The organism is Pseudoclavibacter sp. VKM Ac-2867, from assembly GCF_015351275.1.
Taxonomy (GTDB): domain Bacteria; phylum Actinomycetota; class Actinomycetes; order Actinomycetales; family Microbacteriaceae; genus Pseudoclavibacter.
The window spans coordinates 111,456-132,345 of the sequence record NZ_JADKSL010000009.1 but is presented as its reverse complement, the minus strand read 5'-3'; the positions used below and the strand labels follow the sequence as shown (position 1 = coordinate 132,345).

Annotated in this window: 22 protein-coding genes; 7 read left to right on the top strand and 15 right to left on the bottom strand. The window is 68.4% G+C overall.

Annotated elements, in window-relative coordinates:
- Window positions 1-106: 106 nt before the first annotated feature.
- The 10 genes from ITJ67_RS10925 to rpmB all read right to left on the bottom strand — a co-directional run bounded on the left by ITJ67_RS10925 (window position 107) and on the right by rpmB (window position 9,609).
- A complete protein-coding gene (locus tag ITJ67_RS10925; RefSeq protein ID WP_104243798.1) occupies window positions 107-664 on the bottom strand; it encodes a YceI family protein in 558 nt (185 codons plus the stop codon).
- Between the two features lie 166 nt (window positions 665-830).
- Window positions 831-2,120, bottom strand: a complete 1,290-nt coding sequence (locus ITJ67_RS10920) for an ATP-dependent DNA helicase (RefSeq protein WP_160070911.1) — start codon at window positions 2,118-2,120, stop codon at window positions 831-833.
- Window positions 2,117-4,270, bottom strand: a complete 2,154-nt coding sequence (locus ITJ67_RS10915; RefSeq protein ID WP_228502616.1) for a cytochrome c oxidase assembly protein — start codon at window positions 4,268-4,270, stop codon at window positions 2,117-2,119. The genes ITJ67_RS10920 and ITJ67_RS10915 overlap by 4 nt, the downstream gene beginning before the upstream one ends.
- Before the next feature lie 336 nt (window positions 4,271-4,606).
- A complete protein-coding gene (locus ITJ67_RS10910) occupies window positions 4,607-4,894 on the bottom strand; it encodes an HU family DNA-binding protein (protein ID WP_068483913.1) in 288 nt (95 codons plus the stop codon).
- Between the two features lie 256 nt (window positions 4,895-5,150).
- Window positions 5,151-6,869, bottom strand: a complete 1,719-nt coding sequence (locus ITJ67_RS10905; protein ID WP_194677625.1) for an AMP-binding protein — start codon at window positions 6,867-6,869, stop codon at window positions 5,151-5,153.
- Between the two features lie 759 nt (window positions 6,870-7,628).
- Window positions 7,629-7,865 (bottom strand): helix-turn-helix domain-containing protein, encoded by a 237-nt coding sequence (locus ITJ67_RS10900; RefSeq protein ID WP_160070913.1) that lies wholly within the window; start codon window positions 7,863-7,865, stop codon window positions 7,629-7,631.
- Window positions 7,865-8,488: a DUF2975 domain-containing protein gene (locus ITJ67_RS10895; RefSeq protein ID WP_194677624.1), complete on the bottom strand. Its 624-nt coding sequence runs from the start codon at window positions 8,486-8,488 to the stop codon at window positions 7,865-7,867. Before ITJ67_RS10895 ends, ITJ67_RS10900 begins: the two co-directional genes overlap by 1 nt.
- 406 nt (window positions 8,489-8,894) lie before the next feature.
- Window positions 8,895-9,200, bottom strand: a complete 306-nt coding sequence (rpsN, locus tag ITJ67_RS10890) for a 30S ribosomal protein S14 (protein ID WP_068483923.1) — start codon at window positions 9,198-9,200, stop codon at window positions 8,895-8,897.
- A gap of 2 nt (window positions 9,201-9,202) precedes the next feature.
- Window positions 9,203-9,373 carry a 50S ribosomal protein L33 gene (rpmG, locus tag ITJ67_RS10885; RefSeq protein WP_068483925.1) on the bottom strand — a complete coding sequence of 57 codons (171 nt, stop codon included), beginning with the start codon at window positions 9,371-9,373 and terminating at the stop codon, window positions 9,203-9,205.
- Window positions 9,373-9,609, bottom strand: a complete 237-nt coding sequence (rpmB, locus tag ITJ67_RS10880; RefSeq protein ID WP_068483927.1) for a 50S ribosomal protein L28 — start codon at window positions 9,607-9,609, stop codon at window positions 9,373-9,375. The genes rpmG and rpmB overlap by 1 nt, the downstream gene beginning before the upstream one ends.
- A 195-nt stretch (window positions 9,610-9,804) precedes the next feature.
- Here rpmB and ITJ67_RS10875 point away from each other — a divergent pair, with 195 nt between their 5' ends.
- The gene (locus ITJ67_RS10875) at window positions 9,805-11,160 is read left to right on the top strand and encodes a carboxylesterase family protein (RefSeq protein ID WP_194677623.1); all 1,356 of its coding nucleotides are present in this window, start codon (window positions 9,805-9,807) and stop codon (window positions 11,158-11,160) included.
- Between the two features lie 24 nt (window positions 11,161-11,184).
- On the opposite strand, the gene ITJ67_RS10870 is transcribed toward ITJ67_RS10875, so the two are convergent.
- Window positions 11,185-11,913: a DUF554 domain-containing protein gene (locus tag ITJ67_RS10870; protein WP_160070916.1), complete on the bottom strand. Its 729-nt coding sequence runs from the start codon at window positions 11,911-11,913 to the stop codon at window positions 11,185-11,187.
- A 54-nt stretch (window positions 11,914-11,967) separates the two neighbouring features.
- Window positions 11,968-12,300: a VOC family protein gene (locus ITJ67_RS10865; RefSeq protein WP_194677622.1), complete on the bottom strand. Its 333-nt coding sequence runs from the start codon at window positions 12,298-12,300 to the stop codon at window positions 11,968-11,970.
- Window positions 12,301-12,456: 156 nt separating this feature from the next.
- Between ITJ67_RS10865 and ITJ67_RS10860 the strand changes: the two genes are divergently transcribed.
- Window positions 12,457-13,215 (top strand): hypothetical protein, encoded by a 759-nt coding sequence (locus ITJ67_RS10860; protein WP_194677621.1) that lies wholly within the window; start codon window positions 12,457-12,459, stop codon window positions 13,213-13,215.
- Here the strand turns inward: ITJ67_RS10860 and ITJ67_RS10855 are convergent.
- Window positions 13,191-13,391: an MbtH family NRPS accessory protein gene (locus ITJ67_RS10855; protein ID WP_236558272.1), complete on the bottom strand. Its 201-nt coding sequence runs from the start codon at window positions 13,389-13,391 to the stop codon at window positions 13,191-13,193. The genes ITJ67_RS10860 and ITJ67_RS10855 overlap by 25 nt on opposite strands.
- A gap of 255 nt (window positions 13,392-13,646) precedes the next feature.
- Here ITJ67_RS10855 and ITJ67_RS10850 point away from each other — a divergent pair, with 255 nt between their 5' ends.
- From ITJ67_RS10850 to ITJ67_RS10835, 4 genes are all read left to right on the top strand, one after another.
- Window positions 13,647-15,113, top strand: coding sequence for a protein adenylyltransferase SelO (locus tag ITJ67_RS10850; protein WP_194677620.1), 1,467 nt, complete (start codon window positions 13,647-13,649; stop codon window positions 15,111-15,113).
- Between the two features lie 66 nt (window positions 15,114-15,179).
- A complete protein-coding gene (locus tag ITJ67_RS10845; protein ID WP_194677619.1) occupies window positions 15,180-16,496 on the top strand; it encodes a sensor histidine kinase in 1,317 nt (438 codons plus the stop codon).
- Window positions 16,490-17,206 (top strand): response regulator, encoded by a 717-nt coding sequence (locus ITJ67_RS20280; RefSeq protein WP_194677618.1) that lies wholly within the window; start codon window positions 16,490-16,492, stop codon window positions 17,204-17,206. The genes ITJ67_RS10845 and ITJ67_RS20280 overlap by 7 nt, the downstream gene beginning before the upstream one ends.
- A 132-nt stretch (window positions 17,207-17,338) precedes the next feature.
- On the top strand, window positions 17,339-17,863 hold the full coding sequence (locus ITJ67_RS10835) for a MarR family winged helix-turn-helix transcriptional regulator (RefSeq protein ID WP_160070922.1): 525 nt from the start codon (window positions 17,339-17,341) through the stop codon (window positions 17,861-17,863).
- Here the strand turns inward: ITJ67_RS10835 and ITJ67_RS10830 are convergent.
- Window positions 17,860-18,243, bottom strand: a complete 384-nt coding sequence (locus ITJ67_RS10830) for a hypothetical protein (RefSeq protein WP_194677617.1) — start codon at window positions 18,241-18,243, stop codon at window positions 17,860-17,862. The two genes, ITJ67_RS10835 and ITJ67_RS10830, sit on opposite strands and share 4 nt — an antisense overlap.
- 170 nt (window positions 18,244-18,413) lie before the next feature.
- Between ITJ67_RS10830 and trmB the strand changes: the two genes are divergently transcribed.
- Complete coding sequence (gene trmB / locus ITJ67_RS10825) at window positions 18,414-19,154, top strand: tRNA (guanosine(46)-N7)-methyltransferase TrmB (protein ID WP_194677616.1); 741 nt, start codon at window positions 18,414-18,416, stop codon at window positions 19,152-19,154.
- Here trmB and ITJ67_RS10820 read toward each other — a convergent pair.
- A complete protein-coding gene (locus ITJ67_RS10820; protein WP_194677615.1) occupies window positions 19,132-20,748 on the bottom strand; it encodes a DHA2 family efflux MFS transporter permease subunit in 1,617 nt (538 codons plus the stop codon). The two genes, trmB and ITJ67_RS10820, sit on opposite strands and share 23 nt — an antisense overlap.
- Window positions 20,749-20,890: the final 142 nt, after the last annotated feature.

Here is a 20,890-nt window from a genome sequence, read left to right as displayed (position 1 = left end):
AAGATGGCCGGACACAGGGTGTCCGGCCATCTTGCGCGCGTTCAGGGGAGACGCGCAGCACGATCGGGGGATCGCGCCTCGGCCGCCGAAGCGACCTGGTTCGTCGTTAGACGGCGAGCGTCGCCTGCACGTCGAGGTTGATCGTGACGGTGTCACCGAGCGTGAGGCCGCCGGCCTCGGTCGGTGCGTTCCAGTTGACGCCGAAGTCCTTGCGGTTGATCTTCGTGACAGCCTCGAAGCCGAGCTTCTTCTGGCCGTAGCCGTCGGTCGTGATGCCACCGAACTCGACATCGAACGTGACGGGCTTGGTGACGCCGCGGAGCGTGAGCTCGCCGTCGACCTTGACCGAGTCGCCCTCGACGCGCGTGGCGGAGGAGGCGAACGTGAAGGTCGGGAACTCTTCGGCGAGGAAGAAGTCGGAGGTCGCGAGGTGCTGGTCACGAGCAGGCTGCTTCGTGTTGACCGATGCGACCTCGACCTCGGCGTTGACCGTGGACTCCTCGATCGTCTCACCCGTCGTGATGGTGCCCGAGAAGGTCTCGAAGCCGCCACGGACCTTGCTGATCGCGAGGTGGCGAACGACGAAGCCGACCTCGGTGTGCGTGGGGTCGATGTTCCAGGTGCCGGCGGTCCAGCCGTTGATGTCTGCTGCGCTGATGCTCATGTCTTCTCCTGAAGGGTCGTTGGGTGCTGTCTCGGTCAAGTCCTGGACAACGTAACACATTGTTGCGGATACAAGTTATTCAAACGCATAGAAGTGTGACGGTATTCCGACGCCCAGGGAAATCTTTGGGAAACGGGTCGACAGCCTCGGCGACCAGCCGTCCGAGCTAGCCCTGCTGCTGCTTCGCGGCGTCGCTGACCGACTTCATGAACCGCAGCACATTGTCATCCACGAAGATGTCGTTCGGCTGCAGCGGCCGCGACAGATGCAGCCCATCGAGCGACCGGATGCGCGACAGGGCCACGTACGTCTGCCCGGGCGAGAAGGCCCTCGCCCCGAGGTCGACGACGGCGCGATCGTACGTCTTACCCTGCGACTTGTGGATGGTCACCGCCCACGCGAGCCGCAGCGGGAACTGCGTGAACTCCCCCACGACGTCGCGCGACAGCTCCCGCGTATCCGGCGAGTACGAGTACTTCAGCTTTTCCCACACGAGGGGCTCCACCTCGTGCTCGTCGCCATCGATCTCGACGTAGACGGTCTTGTCGATGCGCGTGACCTCGCCGATCGAGCCGTTCACCCAGCGCCCGTCCGAGTCGTTGCGGAGGAACATGACCTGCGCGCCGACCTTCAGATCGAGGCGCTCATCCGCGGGGAAGTTGCGACCACCGAACTCCCCCGAGATGTCAGCGTTCGCGGTCATCGACGCCCCGGGCAGGCGCTCGAGGTTCTGCGCGTTGATGCGAGACACCTGCGCGTTGCGCGAGGCGAGCGTGATCGTGCCGTCGGCCGGGGCGGGCCTCGCGCCGACCGTGTTGAGGCGGTTCGCCATGTCGGCCGTGACCTGCCCGTATCTGACAGCCGTGAGGATGTTCTTGAACTCGTCCTCATGCTGCCGGTGGATCTCGCGCAGGGCGTGGATGCGCAGCTCCGACTCCTGCCACACCTTCGCGTCGAAGAACCACAGCGAACGGTAGTGGTCGCGGAAGTACGCGCGCTCATCCGGGTCGGACGGCGGCACCGGCGCCAGCTGGAACGGGTCGCCGAACATGACGAGCTGCACGCCGCCGAACGCCTCGTTCTTCCGCTGACGCGCCTGCCGCAGCGAGCGGTCGATGGCGTCCATGAGATCGGCGCTCACCATCGACACCTCATCGATGACCAGCGTGTCGATCTTGTTGAGCAGCTTCCGCACGTCGCCGTTCTGCTCGATGGGCGCATCCCCGATGACACCGATCGGCAGCTTGAAGAGCGAGTGGATGGTCTGCCCGCCCACGTTGAGGGCCGCGACCCCCGTAGGTGCCGCGATGACGAGCTGCTTCGACGTGTGCCACGCGAGGTGGTTGAGGAGCGTCGACTTGCCCGTACCGGCGCGCCCCGTCACGAACAGGTGCTCGCGCGTGTGCTCGATGGCGTCGAAGACACCCTGCTGCTCCGGGGTGAGGACGATCGTCACTTGGTGGACTCCTGCTGCTGCTCGCGCTGGAGCCGCTCCTGCTTGCGCTTCTCCAGCGCCTCCGTACGGTCGGCCATCACCTTGAGCTGCGCGTTGTACGCCTCGAGCTCCGCGTCGCCGTCACGGTCGGCCTTCCGGTCTCGTCGCTTCGCCTCCCGGTCGTCGGACCGGGACCATGAGTAGGCGACGAGCATCGCGAGGAGCACCGTCGGCACTTCGCCGACACCCCACGCTATGGCACCGCCGATCTGCTGGTCGGTGATGGCATCCGCTCCCCACGGCCTACCCATCGCGCCGTACCAATCGGCGAGCAGCAGGCCCGTGCCGCTCATGATGCTGAGGCCGAAGAAAGCGTGGAACGTCATGACGAGCACGAGGGCGATGAGGCGCATCGGGTAGGGGGCGCGCGTGCCGATCGGGTCGATGCCGATGAGCGCGTTGGCGAAGAGGTAGCCGACGATGAGGAAGTCGGCGATCATCCACATGTGCCCGACGTGGTCGGTCACCGCCCAGCGGAACAGCGGCGTGTAGTAGAAGACGAGCAGCGAACCCGCGAAGACGACGGCGGACACGATGGGGTGCGAGAAGAACTTCGCCCACCTCGAATGCACGAACTTGAGCGCCCACTCTCGCGTGCCGAGGCTGCCGTCGTGGCGCGCGTGCACGCTGCGCAGGAGGAGCGTCATGGGGGCCGACAGCACGAACATGATCGGCACCAGCATGGTGAGGAACATGTGCTGCGTCATGTGGAAGCTGAAGACGAACTTGCCGTAGACGATGAGCGAGCCGTTGACGAGGTACAGCAGGATCACGATGCCGAGGACAAACGAGATCGTGCGACCAAGCGGCCACTCGTCGCCGCGGCGACGCAGGCGCAGGACCCCGGCGATGTAGAAGAACAGGCCGAAGAGGCACAGCGTTGTCCACATCGGGTCGAGGCGCCACTCGGTGAGCAGACGGAACGGCTCGAACTCAGGAGGCAGCAGCTCGCCCGTGAGCAGCTGCGCGGGCGTCGGGGCCGCGAGCTGGTCGGCCGTGACCTCCGTGACGGGCGACGGGGTACGACCGAGTGCCGCTGCGGCACCGGACGCGATGCCCATGAAGGCGAGTTCGAGCGAGATGAGCCACACCATGGGCTTGCGGGTGGATGCTCCCTGCTCGACGGCAGCGCGCATCCGGTTGATGAGTCCCCGCCGCTGCGCCCAGCCGACGAAGCCGAGCACGACGAGCACAACCGCCTTCACGATGACGATGACCCCGTATGGCGAGGCGAGCTCTTCGAACGAGCCGATGTTGGCGACGCTCGCGACGACACCGGATGCGGCGACCACGATGAACGCGACGAGGGCGAGCGACGAGTAGCGCTCGATCACTGCGAGGCGGCGCACATCGGGCATGCGCGGCGCGAGGATGGCGACGACCAGGAGGCCGCCGAGCCAGAGCGCGGCGCCCATGTAGTGCAAGGTGATGCCACCCACGACGGTCTCGTGGTTCGCGGCGCCCGCGGCGTGCCCCTGCGCCCCGAGCGGCCAGAGGCAGAAGAGCGAGAACGCGGCCGAGAGCCCGACCATCCACGGGCTGCGGCTCGCGAACACCACAACCGACAGCAGCAGCACCATGCCGAGCGCCAGCACCCACGCCTGGCCGAGCTCGAGCGAGGTGAAGAAGAAGAGCAGTCCCTGCCCGAAGGCGGCGTCGAGCGAGAACGCGGCGTTGGAGATCTGCAGGTAGGTGAGGAAGGCCGCCGCCGCCGTGGAGACCACCCAGGCAGCCGCACCGGACGAGGCGATCGTCATGGCCCGCTCGAACTCGGGCTGCTTGCGACTCGCCGCCCACGCCGCTAGCACCAGGGCGCCGATCGTGACGGAGGCCGAGAGGTTCAGCGCGAGACGCGCGACCGGCACACCCCACATGACGATGGGTCCAGGGTCGGAGACGATGAGCGGGGTCGCTCCGCCACCGTAGGCGAGCCCCCAGATGACCGCCACGAGAGCCGCGAGGAGGAAGATCGCCGGCCCGAGCACGATCATGCGCTTCGTGTGCAGCGACCAGGAGTCGGCGCTCGCGCGATTGCGCTCGGCCTTGCTGCCGCCCCTGCCCGCAGTTGCCGCCGCCTCGATCGTGGAACCGGAATCGAGGGGCGTAGGCATGATGATCAAGTGTAGATCGTCGCTGGCGTTCGGGCTCGTCATCCACAGAGGGAAGCGGTGCAGCCCTGGCCTTCCCGCCAGCGCCACACCCCTCGACCTCCGCGCCCCAACTGGTTTCGGGATGGGTTGCTCGCCTCGGGATGCATTGCTCCCCATCCCGAGACGAGGAACCCATCCCGAGTCATCGAAGCGTGGCGAGGATGTGGGGTGCGGCATTCGGCCAGCGGCCGGCGACCGGCAGCAGTAGGCAGGCGCCCGACGGACGGGATGAGCGCACACAAGAACGCGGGGCCGCTTCCGAGTGGAAGCGACCCCGCGTGCATTCAGGCGCGAAGACTACTTAGCTGCGGCCTTGAGCTTCGAGCCAGCCGAGATCTTGACGCCCTTCGAGGCGGCGATCTGGATGGCTTCACCCGTCTGAGGGTTGCGGCCGGTGCGCGCGGCACGAGCGGTCTGCTCAACGGAGAGCCAGCCCGGGATCGTGACCTTCGTGCCCTTGGCAACGTTCGAGGCGAGTTCGCTGAAGAGTGCGTCGAGGACGCTTCCAACAACAGCCTGGCTCTGGCCGGTCTCGGTCGCGATCGCGGCAACGAGTTCGGTCTTGTTCACAGTCTTGTCTGCCATATGTCCTCCTTAGGACGCAGCCCCGCCCTTGCGAGTGCAGCATGTTGGGTTCAGAAGTCCTGCAGTTCCGCGGGATTCCGCGGCAGGACCTTCGTCAACCTACCAAAACCAGGGCCTCTCGCTTGCAGATTCGCCTGACACGCCGCGTCTTGCCACGGAATTCACCGGTTCGTGGCTGTTCTGGACCGGATCGATGCCCGTATCGGCGCTTGAACGGTCCAAGTGGTGGCGTCGCGTCAGCAGCGACGGGACCCGCTCAGCGCCGCTTGATCTCCGGGAAGTCGTCGTCGCGCCACTCCTCGGCGAGGCGAGTGCCATCGGCCTCGATCTCGCGATTGCGGAGTTCGACGCGACGGATCTTGCCGGACGCCGTCTTCGGCAGCTCGAAGAACTCGAGACGCCGAACCCGCATGTACGGCGGCATGACCGCGCGGGCATGCCGGAGCACCTCGAGCGCAGTCTGCCGATTCGATTCCCAGCCCGCCGCGAGCGTCACGTACGCCTTCGTGATGTTGAGCTTCGTCGCATCCGGCGCCCCGACGACGCCCGCCTCCGCGACGGCATCGTGCTCAAGGAGGAGGCTCTCCACCTCGAACGGCGACACCTTGAAATCGGACGACTTGAACACGTCGTCGGTGCGCCCGACGAAGGTGATGCATCCGTTCTCGTCGCGCACCGCGACGTCGCCGGTGTGGAAGAAACCGTCGCGCACCGCATTGTCGGTCGCCGCGGGTGAGCCGAGGTATTCGGTCATGAGGTTCACGGGGCGCTCACCGCGCATGTCGAGGCAGATCTCTCCCTCGTCGCCTTCGACGCCCGTCACGGGGTCGAGGAGCACCACGTTCATGCCAGGCAGCGGATGCCCCATGGCACCCGGCTTGATGACATCGCCCGGCGCATTCGCGATGAGGGCGGTCGTCTCGGTCTGGCCGTAGCCGTCGCGGATCTCCAGCCCCCACCAGGAGCGGATGCGGGCGATGACCTCGGGGTTCAGCGGCTCGCCGGCCGAGAGCAGCTCGCGCATCGCCCGCGGCTTCTCCGACCTGCCGTGCTGCACCAGGATGCGCCACACCGTCGGCGGAGCGCAGAACGAGGTCGCGCCCGCCTTGTCGAGCTGCTCGAGCAGAAGGGCCGCATCGAAGCGCTGGTAGTTGACGACGAAGACGGTCGCCTCTGCGTTCCAGGGCGCGAAGAAGCTGCTCCACGCGTGCTTGCCCCAGCCTGCCGCACTGATCGCGAGGTGCACTCCGCCCGGCTCGACCCCGATCCAGTACATCGTCGAGAGGTGTCCGACGGGGTACGAGCGGTGGGAGTGGACCACGATCTTGGGGTGGCTCGTCGTGCCGGAGGTGAAGTAGATGAGCGCGGCGTCGTCGCTTGCCGTCCGCTTCTCGATCGGCGCATCCGACACGTCGTAGATGTCGTTGAAGTCGAGCCACGCCTCCCGCGCAGCCCCTTCGAGGCCAGCACCCACCTGCGCGATGCGGTAGCTCCCGAGGACGTTGTCGAACTTCACCGCGTCTGCCTCCTCGGCGATGACGAGCCGCACTCTGGCACGTTCGACGCGGTCGTCGAGGTCGTGCGGGCCGAGCACCACGGACGTGGGGAGGATGACGGCGCCGAGCTTGAGCGCGCCGAGCATCGCCTCCCAGAGTTCACGTCGATTGCCGAGCATGAGCATGACGACGTCACCGCGGCGGATGCCCTGCCCCTCGAGCCAGTTCGCGACCCGGTTGGATCGCCGGCGCAGCTCGTCGAAGCTGTACTTCGCCTCGCTGCCGTCATCTTCCACGATCCAGAGCGCGGTGCGGTCGTTGCCCTCGGCGATCTGGTCGAACCAGTCGAGCGCCCAGTTGAAGCTGTCCCCGACATCGGGCCATTCGAATTCCCGGACCGCGCGCCCAGCGTCTGTGCGGAGGGCGAGCAGCTGGTCACGTGCGCTGCGGAAGGCGTCTGCGCCTCGAACATCTGACATGCGTGCCATTCTCACGCACCCCGCCGACAAAGACCTTCGCTGCGCTAGGGCAGTTTCCGCCCATCCACGTGCCCAAGACGGGACGAAACTGCCCCATTCGCGGGCGGGATGGCGCGGGAGGCGCGAGAGCGGCAGGTATAGGGCAGTTTCCTCCCATAGAGGCGCCCGAAACGGGAGGAAACTGCCCCATTCGCGAGCGCGATGAGGCGGGAGGCGCGGCGCGGGGAGGCGCGACGGGACGGCGCGGGGATAGGGCAGTTTCCACCCATCCACGTGCCCAAGACGGGAGGAAACTCCCCCATTCGCGAGCGGGATGAGGCGGGAGGCGGCGGCGGGCAGCGCGGCGCGGCGCGGGAGGCGCGAGGGCGCGGCGGGGAGATATAGGGCAGTTTCCGCCCATCGGCGCCGCCGAGACGGGAGGAAACTGTCCCATTCGCGGACCGGATGGGGCGGGAGGGCGCGGCGGTAGGAGCGGGGATAGGGCAGTTTCCGCCCATCCAGGCACCCGAGACGGGAGGAAAACGCCCCATTCGCGAGCGCGATGAGGCGGGAGGCGGGCGGCGCGGGGAGGCGCGAGGCGGCGGGAGGGCACGGCGCGGGGCGGGGCGCGGCGGGGAGATAGGGCAGTTTCCACCCATCCACGTGCCCAAGACGGGAGGAAAGTGCCCTATTCGCGAGCGGGATGAGACGGGAGGCGGGCGGCGCGGCAGGCGCGGCCGCGGGCGCGGGCGCGGGCGCGGCCGCGGGCGCGGGCGGCGCTCAGCGCGGCGGAAGGTAGTCGAGCAGCTCGCCCGGCTTGCACTCGAGGACCGCGCAGAGCCTCGCGAGCGTCTCGAAGCGCACAGCCTTGGCGCGGTTGTTCTTGAGCACCGACAGATTGACCACGCTGATCCCCACGCGCTCCGAGAGCTCCACGAGCGTGATCCCGCGCTTGGCCATGATCTCGCCGAGGTGGCACACGATGTAACTCGGCTCCTCGAGGGGGTCCGGCACCATCAGACGAGCCCTTCCTGATCCTGCTGCAGGCGCGCGCCGCGGCGCATGATGAGGTTCACGACGAGCACGATCACGAGGATGAGCAGGAACGTCCACGTCTGGTCGAGGACCGTGGGCTCCGGCGCATCCCGTCCGTCCCAGCCGAGCTTCGCGATCGTCCAGTTCGTGCCGAGAAGCTCGAAGAATCCAGGCGCGGCGAGGGCAGCGATGACGAGTCCTGACGACCAGTCGAGGAGGCGGATGCTCTTGCCCCCGAAGAAGTCGCCCTTCGCGAGGTTCCTGGCGAAGAGGAGGAGCATCCACACGGCGGCGAGGCTCAGGAGCGCACCGACGACCTGGCCGATGAGGAGCAGCACGAGGGCGCCGGTGGGGATGAGGTCGCTCGCGACGAGGATCGTCGAGGCCCCGTCGAGTGGGATGTCGGCGCCGACGGGAGTGGGGAGCGAGACAGCCGCCCCCTCGAACGATGCGTTGACACGCACCTGGCCGTCGACGAGGAAGCCGATGACATTCTCGAGCGGCTTGAGGACGACGAGTCCGGCGGCGACGATGCCGAGCGGCCACAGGTAGCCGAGTTCCTTCGCTTCGCGGTCCGAGCCTGTCGTGTTCTGTCGTGCGTTCATGATCTTCCTCCATATCGTTTCTCGATATGCATAACGATAAACGATATGTCGGGATGCGCAACCCCGGACTCGCAGCTCGCTTCGGGATGCCCTTCACGCCTCGGGATGCCTTGCAACCCACCCGGAGGCACGCAAGCCATCCCGAGAGCGCGCTGGGGGGCTGAGTGAGCCCGACAGGGAACGCGAGGGAGCGCAAGTGGCGGGAGAGGGCCCGAGAGTTGCCCAGGATGCGAGAGCCCTGGCCGCGAGACCCAAGGACGCGACCGGGCCGCCGTTCCGCGCCCAAGCACGCAAAACAAGCACGCACGAAACTCCAGCGACCCAACGCCCCAACACGCACGAAACCCCCGAGCGGAGACGCTCGGGGGTTTCGGAAAGCACTACGCCATTGCTGGCGGGCCGGTGGTTACCAGCTCGACTTCGTGATTCCTGGCAGCTCGCCACGGTGTGCCATGTCGCGGAAGCGGACACGCGAGATGCCGAACTTCGAGACGTGGCCGCGGGGGCGTCCGTCGATGCTGTCGCGGTTGCGAACGCGGACCGGCGAAGCGTTGCGGGGAAGCTTCTGGAGGCCGACGCGAGCTGCCTCGCGCGACTCGTCGGTGCCGTTCGGGTCGACAAGAGCCTTCTTCAGCTCTGCGCGGCGTTCCGCGTAGCGCTCGACGATGACCTTGCGCTGCTCGTTCTTGGCGATCTTGCTCTTCTTGGCCATGTTTAGCGCTCCTCTCGGAATTCGACGTGCTTGCGGATGACCGGGTCGTACTTCTTCAGCACGAGGCGGTCAGGCGTGTTGCGACGGTTCTTCTTCGTCACGTAGGTGTAGCCCGTTCCAGCGGTGGAGCGGAGCTTGATGATCGGACGTACGTCCTGGCTCTTCTTCGCCATTAGAACTTGACTCCCTTCGCACGAAGCTCAGCGACGACGGACTCGATGCCGCGTGCGTCGATGACCTTGATGCCCTTAGCCGAAAGCGTCAGCGTGATCGTGCGCTTCATGGAAGGCACGAAGTACTTCTTCTTCTGGATGTTCGGGTCGAACCGACGGTTGGTCCGTCGGTGCGAGTGCGAGATGTTGTGACCGAATCCGGGAACCGCCCCGGTCACCTGGCACACTGCTGCCATTGTTTCCTCCGTAGATACCGCGGGAACCAGAAGGCCCCGCCCAAGATCTCTTGTCTGCGTCGATGGCGGTTGCACACCAACACGGTCGCGCCAGAGGGGAACCCCGGCGCACCAAGGGTCGAGCTTAGGCGACACGCCCGGGGAAGCGCAAGCCTGCATCGGGAGACGCGCCGCGACGGGATGAAAGACTCGAGCATGGTCTCCTCCCCCGGCTTCTCCCCTCCCTGCGGTCCGATCTCCGGCTGGACGCAGGACTGGCCCGGTGGCCGTCAGATCGTGCGGGCCTCGGGCATCCCTTATGCCAGGGCCGACAGATTCGAGGCCCCGCGAGCAGAGCCCGACCACGGCGAGACCTTCGCGGCGACGAGCTGGTCGCCCGCATGCCCGCAGGCGCCCATGCCCGTGCTCGAGGAGGTACTCGGGAGCGGCATCGACGAGCTCGGCGTCGACGAGGACTGCCAGCGGCTGTCGATCACCCTGCCCGATGATGTGGGGCCCGGGGAGCAGCTGCCCGTCATGGTGTGGATCCATGGCGGCTCCTACGTCTCTGCCGCCGGTGACGCTGCGGCGATGGACCCGGCACCGATCGTCGCCGAACAGCGTGTGGTCGCCGTCAACGTGACGTTCCGACTCGGCCTGTTCGGGTTCCTCGGGGGAACGGATGCACGCCCCGCGAACCTGGGACTGCTCGACATCCTCGAGGCGTTCCGCTGGGTGCAGCGCAACATCGCGGCGTTCGGCGGCGATCCGCGGCAGGTGACCGCCTACGGGCAGTCGGCTGGCGCGCATGCGATCGCGCAGCTGATGGCGCTGCCGGAGGCGCCGAGCCTGTTCCGGCGGGCCATCATCCAGAGCGCACCCCTCAACGTGGCGGGCGGGCGTGAGGAGATGCAGGGCAGGATGCTCGACGCGACGAGAGAGCTCACGGCAGCGAGTCCCGTGCGCGAGGTGGTGCGCGCGCACGCAGACGCGTTGCGCGCCTCGTCCGCGTACGGATTGCAGGGCGCGATGTCGTTCAGCCCGCAGTACGGCGAGGATCCGCTGCCCGACGATGCCGGCGTGCTCGCCGGGCGCGATGCGAACGCTCCGGCGATCGATCTGCTCATCGGCTTCACCTCGGAGGAGGCGCTCCTCTTCGTGCCGCGCATCCCGGCCACCAAGCGCCTGAGCGAGCTGCCGATCGTCGGGAAGCCGCTCACGAAGGCCGTCGTCGGCGCGCTCACGTGGCTCGTCTACCGGCGCGACGCGGCGACGTTCGCGAAGCGGCACGTGCGCGCCGGCGGCCGTGCGTCGACGTACGTCGTGAGCTGGAAGGCGCCGCACAACGTGTGGGGTGCCTGCCACATGATCGAGCTTCCGCTGCTCTTCGGCAGCGAGAAGACGTGGCATCGGGCGCCGCTCGTGCGCGGCGCGGGCTGGGCGGAGATCGATCGCGAGGGCAGGCGGCTGCGCGCCGTCTGGGGCGACTTCGCCCGCGGAACCCTGCCGAGCGGCACCGACAGCATTCCCGGAGTTGCGACCTTCCGGCGCCTCACGACCCGCGAGCGCTGACCGCAGCCCGCGGGTTACGCACCGCTAGGAGAGGAACGCCAGGGCCACGGGGGCGATCACAAGCGCTGGCAGCAGGTCCCCGACGGGGATGGGCTTCAAGGGGACCAGGCGGACGCCGAGCGCGATCAGGATGAGGCCGCCCACCGCCGACAGCCCGTCGATCTGGGCGTCGCTGAAGACATCGCCGGCGAGGAACCCCACAAGAGTGAACGCGCCCTGCAGGATCGCGACCGGGATGGCAGCGAAGAGCACGCCCTTCCCGAAGGTCGAGGCGAAGGCCATCGCAGCGAAGCCGTCGAGCACGGCCTTGACGTAGAGCTGGTCGGCGCCGAGCCCCAGACCGTCGGAGATGGATCCGAGGATGGAGAGCGGTCCGACGCAGAAGAGCAGCGTCGCGGTCACCATCCCGTCGACGAACCGACCGTCGCCGTTCGCGTCCGAGGTGAGGCGGCGTCGCACCCAGCCGGCGACGCCTTCGAGCCGGTCCTCGATGCGCAGCCAGGAGCCGAGGAGCGCGCCGAACACGAGCGACAGCAGGATGACGATCATCGCGAACGGACCAGCTGCGTCCGCGAGCGCCTGAGAGCCCATGTCGGCGACGCTCATCCCTCCGAGGACGATCACGAACAGCCCGAGGACGGCGGTGACGGTCGCCTTCGTCCGGTCCTTGAGGCGGTCGCCGAGGAGGATGCCGAGCAAGCCGCCGACGAGAATGAGTGCGACGTTCAAGAGCGTCCCGGACCCGATGATCACGGTCCGATTATCGCGCCTCCGACCAGGCTCCGTCGCAAGCGTCTCATGCCCCGCCTACTCGCCGACGTCCGCCACCGAGAACACGTAGTAGCTGTGGCCGGGCGCCGAGACCTCGACGACCCTCCCTCCCGGGATCTCGCGGGGCTCGCCCGTCGCGACGGCCGGGTGGTCCGCGCGCCACGCATCCACGTCGTCGACGAAGTACATGGGGCCCGCTGCACCCCAACCGGGCTCGTCGTCGAGCATCAGCTCGATCTCGAGCTCCGGCATCTGCAGCGACACCGTGTGCTCGCCCTCACGCCACGCCTCCTCCCACCCGAGGTCGAGGTAGTGCTGCACGGCCGCTTCGAGGTCGTCGACGGGCTGGAACTGGAACGTCAGGATCACGGTGCTCTCCCCGGTGGGCGTGCTGGCTCGGTGCTCCGAATGTAGCCGTCGATGCGCGCGGGGCGCCATGCGCCGATTCCGAATCGTGATGCTCGCGACGAGCGTCGATACGGTTCCGTGACCGGATGCGTGCCGTCGGGTTCGTAGGGTCGGTGCATGCCTTCTCGCCGTCTCACTCCAGCGACGATCGTCTGCGCCGCGCTCGCGGTGCTGCTCGTCGGATGCGCGCCCGCTGACTCCCCGAGCGTCGTGGGTTCCGCATCCGCGCCGGCGCAGACCGCGAGCGCTGGCGTCGAATCAGCGCCCTCGGAGACGGCCCCCTCCCAGGCGTCGCTCGAGGGCATCTCGATGCAGGAGATGACCCACCAGCCGGTGTCCGTGCAGATGACGCAGTGCCTCACGCAGCACGCGAAGTGGATCGACCTTCCCGCGGGCACGACGTCGTCTGACCTGTACACGCGCATCTCGGCGTATGAGCAGGAGCTGCTCTTCCTCCTCCCCGATGCGGTCGGCGGCTTCGACAACGTGGACGTCGCAGCCGACCCCAGCCCGCGCGGCACGGTCACGGTCTTCGTCGTCGGGTCCGCGGAGGCCGGCGACGAGGCAGCCGCCGCATGGACGGCGCTGCGCGATGCATCACCAGAGGTGGAGGCCGCCGCGGCCGGCATCGAAGCGGAGGGCGCATCCTTCGCACCAGAGCTCGTCGAGTACTCCTACGCGGAGCTCTGCACGTCGAACCTGGCGATCCTGTCCGTCTGGATGGAGAACGACAAGGGGCTCGTCTCCGCTCGCATGGACGTGGAGCTGAATCGCAACATCCTCGGCATCGAGCCTCAGCTCTTCTCGGACGAGTACCGGCAGCAGTTGCTTGCCCTCGGGCCTGCTGGCATCTACGAGTTCGAAGAGGTTCGGTAGTCGCGAGCCGGCGGCTGCCGAGCAACGTAGGCGCGGCAGTCCTCCGCTGTCGCCGGGCCGAAGACGCGGACCCACCCGGCGGGGGCCTGGGCGAAGTCCGGCCACAGCGAATGCTGCCGGTGCTCGTTCCTGACCACGAACACCTGCTCGCCAGAGTCCTCCCAGGCGCTCACCACGCGCTGAGGGTGGTGCGGTTGTCGTGGACGTCGCATCTGTCGTGCATTCCGGACCTCGGTTCAGCGTTCTGTAGGACTCCGAGAAGGAGCGTGGCGCTGTGCCGCTGCGGGGGGCTGGGCATGGGAGCGCGACCGTACGCCCGGCGCCAATGAGTGGCGTGTGAAGTAGGCAGGCGGCCTGCCGATCGCAGCAACCAGGACCCCCAACCGCGCGCTCCCAAGCAGCACCCCGCCGCTGCGCCTACTGTGTCCCGCATGACTGCGACCACGCACGAGGGTGTCCTCTTCGGGAATCGCTTCGCGCGCGAGCTCCCCGAGCTCGCCGTGCCGTGGCAGGCCGAACCAGCCCCCGCGCCGCGATTGCTGCTCCTCAACGAGGACCTCGCCGGGGAGCTCGGCTTCGAGCCGGCGTTCCTCCGCTCGGAGGACGGCGTCGCGGTCCTGCTCGGCACCTCCGTTCCCGAAGGGGCCACCCCGGTCGCGCAGGCCTACGCGGGCCACCAGTTCGGGCAGTACTCGCCGCGTCTCGGCGACGGCCGTGCGCTGCTCCTGGGAGAGGTGACGGATGTGCGCGGACAGCTGCACGACATCCACCTCAAGGGCTCCGGCCGCACGCCGTTCTCTCGCGGCGGCGACGGGCGCGCCGTGCTCGGACCCATGCTGCGCGAGTTCATCGTGAGCGAGGCGATGCACGCCCTCGGCATCCCGACGACCCGCGCGCTCGCGGTGATCGCTACGGGGCGCCACGTCCAGCGCGACGACATCGAGCCCGGCGCGGTGCTCACGAGGGTCGCGAGCAGCCACCTGCGCGTCGGCTCGTTCCAGTACGCGCGGGCCACCGACGACCTGGAGCTGCTCCGTCGCCTCGCCGACCACGCCATCGCCCGACACTTCCCTTCCGCGGCGGGCGCCGAGGCCCCGTACCTCGAGTTCTTCGAGCAGGTGGTGGCAGCGCAGGCGAAGCTCGTCGCGCAGTGGATGCTCGTCGGCTTCGTGCACGGGGTCATGAACACGGACAACATGACGATCTCGGGCGAGACGATCGACTACGGCCCGTGCGCGTTCATCGACGCTTTCGATCCCGAGGCGGTCTTCAGCTCCATCGATCACCGCGGGCGGTACGCCTTCCGGAACCAGCCGCCGGCCGCTGCCTGGAACCTCGCGAGATTCGCGGAGGCCCTCCTGCCGCTCTTCGCCGAGGATGAGGCCGAGGCCATCGCTCTCGCTGAGCGCAGCGTGTCGGCGTTCGGCCCTGCCTACGAGGATGCCTGGAATGCAGGGATGCGGCGCAAGCTCGGCCTGGACGACGAGGGCGACTCGGAGGCGAGTGATCGTCTCGTCGCCGAGCTGCTCGCGCTGCTCCAGAAGAGCGGGGCCGACTACACCTCCACCTTCCGGGCACTCAGCGCGTACGTGCGCGGCGACCGCGCGCCCGCCCTCGCCGCGTTCGGTGAGGCTGCCCCCTCGTTCCGCACCTGGGCTCAGGCCTGGCTCGCGCTCGCGCCGAACGCGGGCGCGATGGACCAGGTCAACCCCGTGTACATCCCCCGCAATCATCTTGTCGAGGAGGCCCTCGCCGCCGCAGACGCCGACGACCTCCAGCCGCTCGCCGATCTCCTCCAGGTCGTGACCAGTCCCTATGACATTCGAACGGGCCGCGAACGCTATGCGGCCGGGGCGCCGGCGGACTTCGGTGACTACCGGACCTTCTGCGGCACCTGAGTCGCGCTGCCCGAGTTCAACCGAACGGCCGATCCGCATGTCGGTGGTGGTTCCTAGACTCGCTGCATGACCGTTCCGCTGCCGAAAGCTCCGCCCCTCGTGGACGAGCTGGCCCTCGACGGCGTGGAGACGGCTGGTGGGCTGACGCAGAGCGACCTGCGGTCGGCTGAAGCTCTGGTGGAGAACCGACACTGGAAGCCGTGGATGCGCGCGGTGACCATCTCGCTCGGCTCGTTCCTGAGCGGGGCGCTCCTGTTCGTGATCACGCTCGCGGTCCAGGTGGAGGATCCCGGAACGGACTCGGAATCTGGTGCGTTCCTCGGGTTCATGATCGTCAACGTGGTCGTCGGCCTCGCGGCCTGCATCGCCATCGGCCCGGTTCGCGGGTCGCGCGCCGGAAACCTGTGGATCGTCGCCGTCGGCATGGCGAGCTCGCTCGCTTTCGCGGCCTGGCTCGTCGCCGTCATGCGCCTCGGAGCCAGGCGTTCGCTGCCCATGGATGTCTCGGTCGTCGCGATCGTCGTGGTCGGCGGAATCCTGTGGGACTGGTTCGAATCGAGCGTCACCGGCCGCGCGCCCATGGACGCGCCGATCTTCTACATCATCGTCGTCGCGCTCTCGACGATCATCGCCCTGCTCTTCGGCCGGTCCCGGGGCACGCGAGCCGCGCTCATCACGTCCCTGCGGGCCCAGGCCGCGTCGGCTGAGCGCGAACGCGCAGCCCTGGCGCAGAGCCGCGCCTCCGACATCGAGCGGGCACGCGCCGAGGAGCGTGCCGCCATCGCACGCGACATGCACGACTCCATCTCCCACGACCTCGCGGTCGTCGCCACGCAGGCCGGGGCGCTCGCCTACCGAAGCGATCTGTCACCCGAGCTTGTCAGGGAGACGGCCGCCACGGTTCGCGAGTCCGCTGCGCGAGCGAACACGCAACTCCGCGAGGTGCTGCAGGGCATGCGCGAGCCGAGCGAGACCGGACGAGGCGACACGCCGCTTCCCGACCTGGACGCGCTTGCGTCTCTCCTCGTCGACGGCATCCCCGCGCACGCGCCGCCTCAGATGACCTGGCTCACGATTGGGCCCGGAGACCTCTCGAAGCTCTCCGGGGAGCGCATCCGCGCCCTCCACCGCACGCTCTCCGAGCTGTTCGTCAACGCTGGGAAGCACGCGCCGGGAGCAGAGGTGCGGGTCGAACTCGCCGGCAGCGACACCGAGATGGCCATCTCGGTCGCGAACGCCGTGCAGCAGGGGCAGGCTCCCGCGCCGGGGACAGGCTACGGACTCCTCGGTGCTCGAGAGCGCATCCACCTCGTCGGCGGCACGCTCGAGGCGGGGGCTCGCGCAGACAACGATTTCGTGGTGAAGGTGAGGCTCCCGTGGTGAATCCCGACGGCATCCGCGTGCTCATCGTCGACGACGAGGCGGGCATCCGCCTCGGCCTGCGCCTGCTCATCGATGGGGCAGAGGGCATTCGTGTCGTCGGCGAGGGCACCAACGGCGAGGAGGCGCTTGCGCTCGCCGCCGAACAGCACCCAGACGTGATCCTCATGGATGTCCGGATGCCCGGGATCACTGGCATCGACGCCGTCCAGCGACTCACTGCCTCGGGTTCGCCGGCGAAGGTCGTCATGCTCACGGCGTTCGACACGGAGGAGTTCCTGCTGGATGCGCTCCGGGCAGGAGCGGTCTCCTTCCTGCTGAAGGACGCCCCACCGGAGGACATCGTCGGGGCGGTGCTCGACGCCGCGCAGGGCAAGGCCGTGTTCTCGCCGAGCGCCCTCGACCGGCTTGTGCGCGCGGCCGCAAGCGGCTCGAAGGACAGCGCTCACCACGGCGACAAGGGCGGCGGCGGTCAGCGACCGGCGCGTGACGCGCGGGGCGACGAGCTCCTCGCGACCGTCACGAGCCGAGAACGGGAGATCGCCCGCTACGTCGCGCAGGGCATGACCAACGCGGAGATCGCCGCCGCGCTCTACGTCAGCCAGGCAACGGTCAAGACGCACCTCGCGAGCCTGTTCTCAAAGCTCCACGTCACCAACCGCGTCCAGCTCGCACTGCTCACCCTGGAGTGGGACGCGGCCGGTCGCATCTGAGTGGCCGGACGGGCTGAGCGGCCGACAGGTTGCGGCTGACCGTCGTCTGACCGGCGGCTGACTGTGACGGCTGTCCGAGCGCTCCCTGCGTGTACTCTGGGCGGCACCACGGAGATCAAGGGGAGCGCTGTCATGCCGAACATCCCTTCTGCCGACCGCGAGGGCCAGGACGACGACCCGACCCCCGCCCCGCCGACCGAACAGAGTCCGGCGCTGCTGCTGAGCACCGTGCTGACCGAGTACGCCGATGCACGGTCCGCGTCCCAGAACGACGCGCGTCGCTCGCTCGGCATCGGCGAGATGGATGCGCGCGCCCTCGCGTACCTCAAGGAGAATCCGGGGGCCAGGCCCAGCGCCCTTCGCGCGCACCTCGGGCTCACGTCCGCCGGCGTCTCCACCCTGTGCGACCGACTCATCGAGCGGGGCACGATCCACCGCGACACCGACCCGAGCGACCGCCGCGCGAGCCTGCTGACCGTCATGGTCGACCTGGCCGCGGAGCCGTGGAATCGCCTCGGCGAATTCGACCGTGGAATCGCCTCGGCCATCGCGGCCGAGGCCGAGCCCGAGACGCTCCTGCGCCTGGCGCAGCTGCTGACGCACGCGCTCCGAGTGAGCAGCGCGTCGCGCGCAGACGCCGCGCCTCACCCCAGCTAGGAGCTCGCCTCAGCCGACACCGGTGGGCGATCGTTCTGCGAGTGGCGTGCGGCAACCAGCACGATCGACTTCGCTTGCAGGAAGGTGCAGAGCGCCGAGACGACCGCGAGCTCCTGCGAGAGCGTCTGCACGTCGGCTGCCGACAGGTGCAGCGTGTGCTCGCGCGGTTCCATCGTGACCGACCAATGCGGGCTCTCGAGCGTGCCCGGCTGCACGTACACGTCACTGGGCACGTGCGTCAGCTGCACCCGGACAAGGCCGGTGTCGTGCCCTTCGTCGCCGTCCTGCAGGATGACGTTGACGACCCCAGGTTCGACGTAGCCGAGCCCCTCGAACTCGCGGGCCCATGACTCGAGCACTTCCTTGCTGCGATAGGGCATCCTGAACCTCCGACCCGGGGTGATCACTTCCGCACCCAGCATCCCCCATCCTCAGCGGCTCCAACGCCTGCCCGGCCGCCCCTGGAGGAGGCTGGCACACTTTGCCGAGTCGGGGTGCCTCGACGGCACAGACTGCTCGATCCGCCGCCCGTATCGCCTAGGTTGGTCGGGTGTCAGACGAAGAAACCGCCCAGCCGGCGCAGCATCCCTCGCATCGCCCGATCTTCTCGTTCTCGCGACGCAGCGGCCGCCTCACCGACGGCCAGCAGACGTCGTGGGAGTCGCTCGGCCCGAAGTACCTCGTCGAGGTCGAGCGGGCGGAGCTGGACTTCTCCGTGAGCCCCACGTTCCGGGTCGATCCGGCCGAGCTGTTCGGTCGGGATGCGCCGCTTGTCGTCGAGATCGGCTCGGGCACCGGTGAGGCGGTCGTGGCGGCCGCCGCCGCGCATCCGGAATGGAACTTCCTGGCGGTCGAGGTGTTCGTCGCGGGTCTCGCGCGCACCCTCCGACGGGTCGAGGACGCGGGGCTCTCGAACGTTCGACTCGTCGAGGCGAACGCCGTGGAGGTGCTCGAGCACATGCTTCCCGCCGGCAGTGTCGAGGAGCTGTGGATCTTCTTCCCCGACCCGTGGCACAAGGCGAAGCACACGAAGCGTCGGCTGGTGCGCGATGGCTTCGGCACCGTCGCAGCGAACTCCCTCCGCATCGGCGGCCGCATGCGGCTCGCGACGGACTGGGAGGACTACGCCTTCCAGATGCGCGAGGTACTGGATGCGGCCACCGAGTTCACGAGCGAGCACCCGGGCGGCTGGGCCCCGCGCTTCGAGGGCAGGACCCTCACGGTGTTCGAGCGGAAGGCAGAGAAGGCCGGGAGGCGCATCCACGACCTCAGCTACGTGACGGCGGGCTAGCTTCTGCCGGCGACGACTCCTCGTCTTCGCGCTTCCCAGATCCGAGCCGGAGCGTCGCGGCGAGGCCGAGGGCCAGGAACGCGGCGGCGGTGAACGCTGACGCGCGGGTGCCGTCGGAGAGCGCGGCCTTCGCGTCGTCGGCGAAGTCGGCCGTGGCGGGGTTCTCGCCGAGGCCCGCGATCGCGCCGCCTGCCGAGTCGACGACCGCCGAGACCACTTGATCTCGCTGTTCGGCGGGCACCTGGGCGTCGTCGAGCGAAGCGCCGAGGGAGGCGCCGGTCGTGGTGAACAGGATGGTGCCCAGGATGGCGACGCCGAGCGCCGAACCCACCTGCCGAGACGTGGACTGCGTGCCGGATCCCTGCCCCGAGAGCTCGACGGGCACATCCTGGAGCACGACACCCGTCAGCTGCGCCGTGGCGAGCCCGACGCCGAAGCCGTAGACGAACAGGGCCGGGATGAGCCAGCCCCACTGCGCATCCGGGGCGATGATGAACCCCGCCCAGGCGATGCCGATGATCTCCGCGAGGATGCCGACGCGCACGATGACCACTGCGCTGACCTTGCCGCTGCTCGCCCCCGCGAAGCCGCTCGCGACGAACGAGCCCGCCGCGAGCGCCAAGAGCACGAACCCGGTCTGCAGCGCATCGAAGCCGAGCACGAACTGCAGCCACAGCGGCAGCGACAGGATGATGCCGAACTCCCCCAGGGCGACGACAAGCGCCGCCACGTTGCCGTTGCGGAACGATGAGATGCGGAACAGCGAGAACTCGAGGAGCGTCGACTCGCCCCGACGGGAACGGGACACACCCCGAACGATGAAGAGGGCGAGCGCCACGGCCGAGATGGCGAAGGCGAGCGGCACCGGCGAGATGGGGAGGGGCCACTCGAACGACCCGATCGTGAATGACTCGTTGACCGCCCACCAGCCGTAGGTGCGCCCCTCGATGAGCCCGAAGACGAGCGCCCCGAACGTGACCACTGAGAGGGCCGCGCCGACGAGGTCGAGGCGCTTCTGCGTCGGTTCCCGCGACTCGTTCACGAAGAGCAGGACACCGACGACGATGATGATGCCGAGTGGCACGTTGATGCCGAACGCCCACCGCCACGAGAACGCTGTCGTGAGCCAACCACCGAGCAGCGGGCCGACGGCCGCCATGCCGCCGATCGTCGAACCCCAGACGGCGAATGCGATGCCCCGCTCCCGGCCGCGGAAGGTCGCGTTGATGATCGACAGCGTGGTCGGCAGGATCATGGCACCGCCCACCCCCTGCACGAGGCGGGCGAGGATCAGCAGCCCGCCGGTCGGAGCGAGCGCGGCGGCCACCGAGGCGAGCGCGAAGATCACGACCCCGATCAGCATCAGCCGCCGACGCCCGACGCGGTCGGCGAGGCTGCCGAACAGGAGCAGCAGCGACGCGAACACCAGCGTGTACGCCTCCTGCACCCACTGGACCTCGGTCGACGTGATGCCGAGCTCCGTCACGATCGACGGCACGGCGACGTTCACGATCGTCGAGTCGACGATGATGAGCGCTACCGCGACGCTGATGAAGACCAGACCAACCCACCGACGACGCGCTGACTCCGCCATGATGCTCACTTCTTCTGCTGTGGAACGAGGAGGACGAGGTGAGACTACGCCCGCGATTCTGGAATTTCGCTCAATTGTTTAACTACTTTCAGGGCGGAGATGAATCAGGTGATGGTGCCGTTTCATTCCCTCCCTGACCGTT

Bases quoted from the DNA above. Each gene is read 5' to 3' on its own strand.
- ITJ67_RS10925 (WP_104243798.1), bottom strand. From the start codon at position 664: ATGAGCATCAGCGCAGCAGACATCAACGGCTGGACCGCCGGCACCTGG.
- ITJ67_RS10875 (WP_194677623.1), top strand. From the start codon at position 9,805: ATGGTCTCCTCCCCCGGCTTCTCCCCTCCCTGCGGTCCGATCTCCGGC.
- ITJ67_RS10860 (WP_194677621.1), top strand. From the start codon at position 12,457: ATGCCTTCTCGCCGTCTCACTCCAGCGACGATCGTCTGCGCCGCGCTC.
- ITJ67_RS10910 (WP_068483913.1), bottom strand. From the start codon at position 4,894: ATGGCAGACAAGACTGTGAACAAGACCGAACTCGTTGCCGCGATCGCG.
- rpsN (WP_068483923.1), bottom strand. From the start codon at position 9,200: ATGGCCAAGAAGAGCAAGATCGCCAAGAACGAGCAGCGCAAGGTCATC.
- ITJ67_RS10905 (WP_194677625.1), bottom strand. From the start codon at position 6,869: ATGTCAGATGTTCGAGGCGCAGACGCCTTCCGCAGCGCACGTGACCAG.
- ITJ67_RS10835 (WP_160070922.1), top strand. From the start codon at position 17,339: ATGCCGAACATCCCTTCTGCCGACCGCGAGGGCCAGGACGACGACCCG.
- ITJ67_RS10895 (WP_194677624.1), bottom strand. From the start codon at position 8,488: ATGAACGCACGACAGAACACGACAGGCTCGGACCGCGAAGCGAAGGAA.
- ITJ67_RS10850 (WP_194677620.1), top strand. From the start codon at position 13,647: ATGACTGCGACCACGCACGAGGGTGTCCTCTTCGGGAATCGCTTCGCG.
- ITJ67_RS10830 (WP_194677617.1), bottom strand. From the start codon at position 18,243: ATGCCCTATCGCAGCAAGGAAGTGCTCGAGTCATGGGCCCGCGAGTTC.
- ITJ67_RS10845 (WP_194677619.1), top strand. From the start codon at position 15,180: ATGACCGTTCCGCTGCCGAAAGCTCCGCCCCTCGTGGACGAGCTGGCC.
- rpmG (WP_068483925.1), bottom strand. From the start codon at position 9,373: ATGGCGAAGAAGAGCCAGGACGTACGTCCGATCATCAAGCTCCGCTCC.
- rpmB (WP_068483927.1), bottom strand. From the start codon at position 9,609: ATGGCAGCAGTGTGCCAGGTGACCGGGGCGGTTCCCGGATTCGGTCAC.
- ITJ67_RS10900 (WP_160070913.1), bottom strand. From the start codon at position 7,865: ATGGTGCCGGACCCCCTCGAGGAGCCGAGTTACATCGTGTGCCACCTC.
- ITJ67_RS10820 (WP_194677615.1), bottom strand. From the start codon at position 20,748: ATGGCGGAGTCAGCGCGTCGTCGGTGGGTTGGTCTGGTCTTCATCAGC.
- ITJ67_RS10915 (WP_228502616.1), bottom strand. From the start codon at position 4,270: ATGCCTACGCCCCTCGATTCCGGTTCCACGATCGAGGCGGCGGCAACT.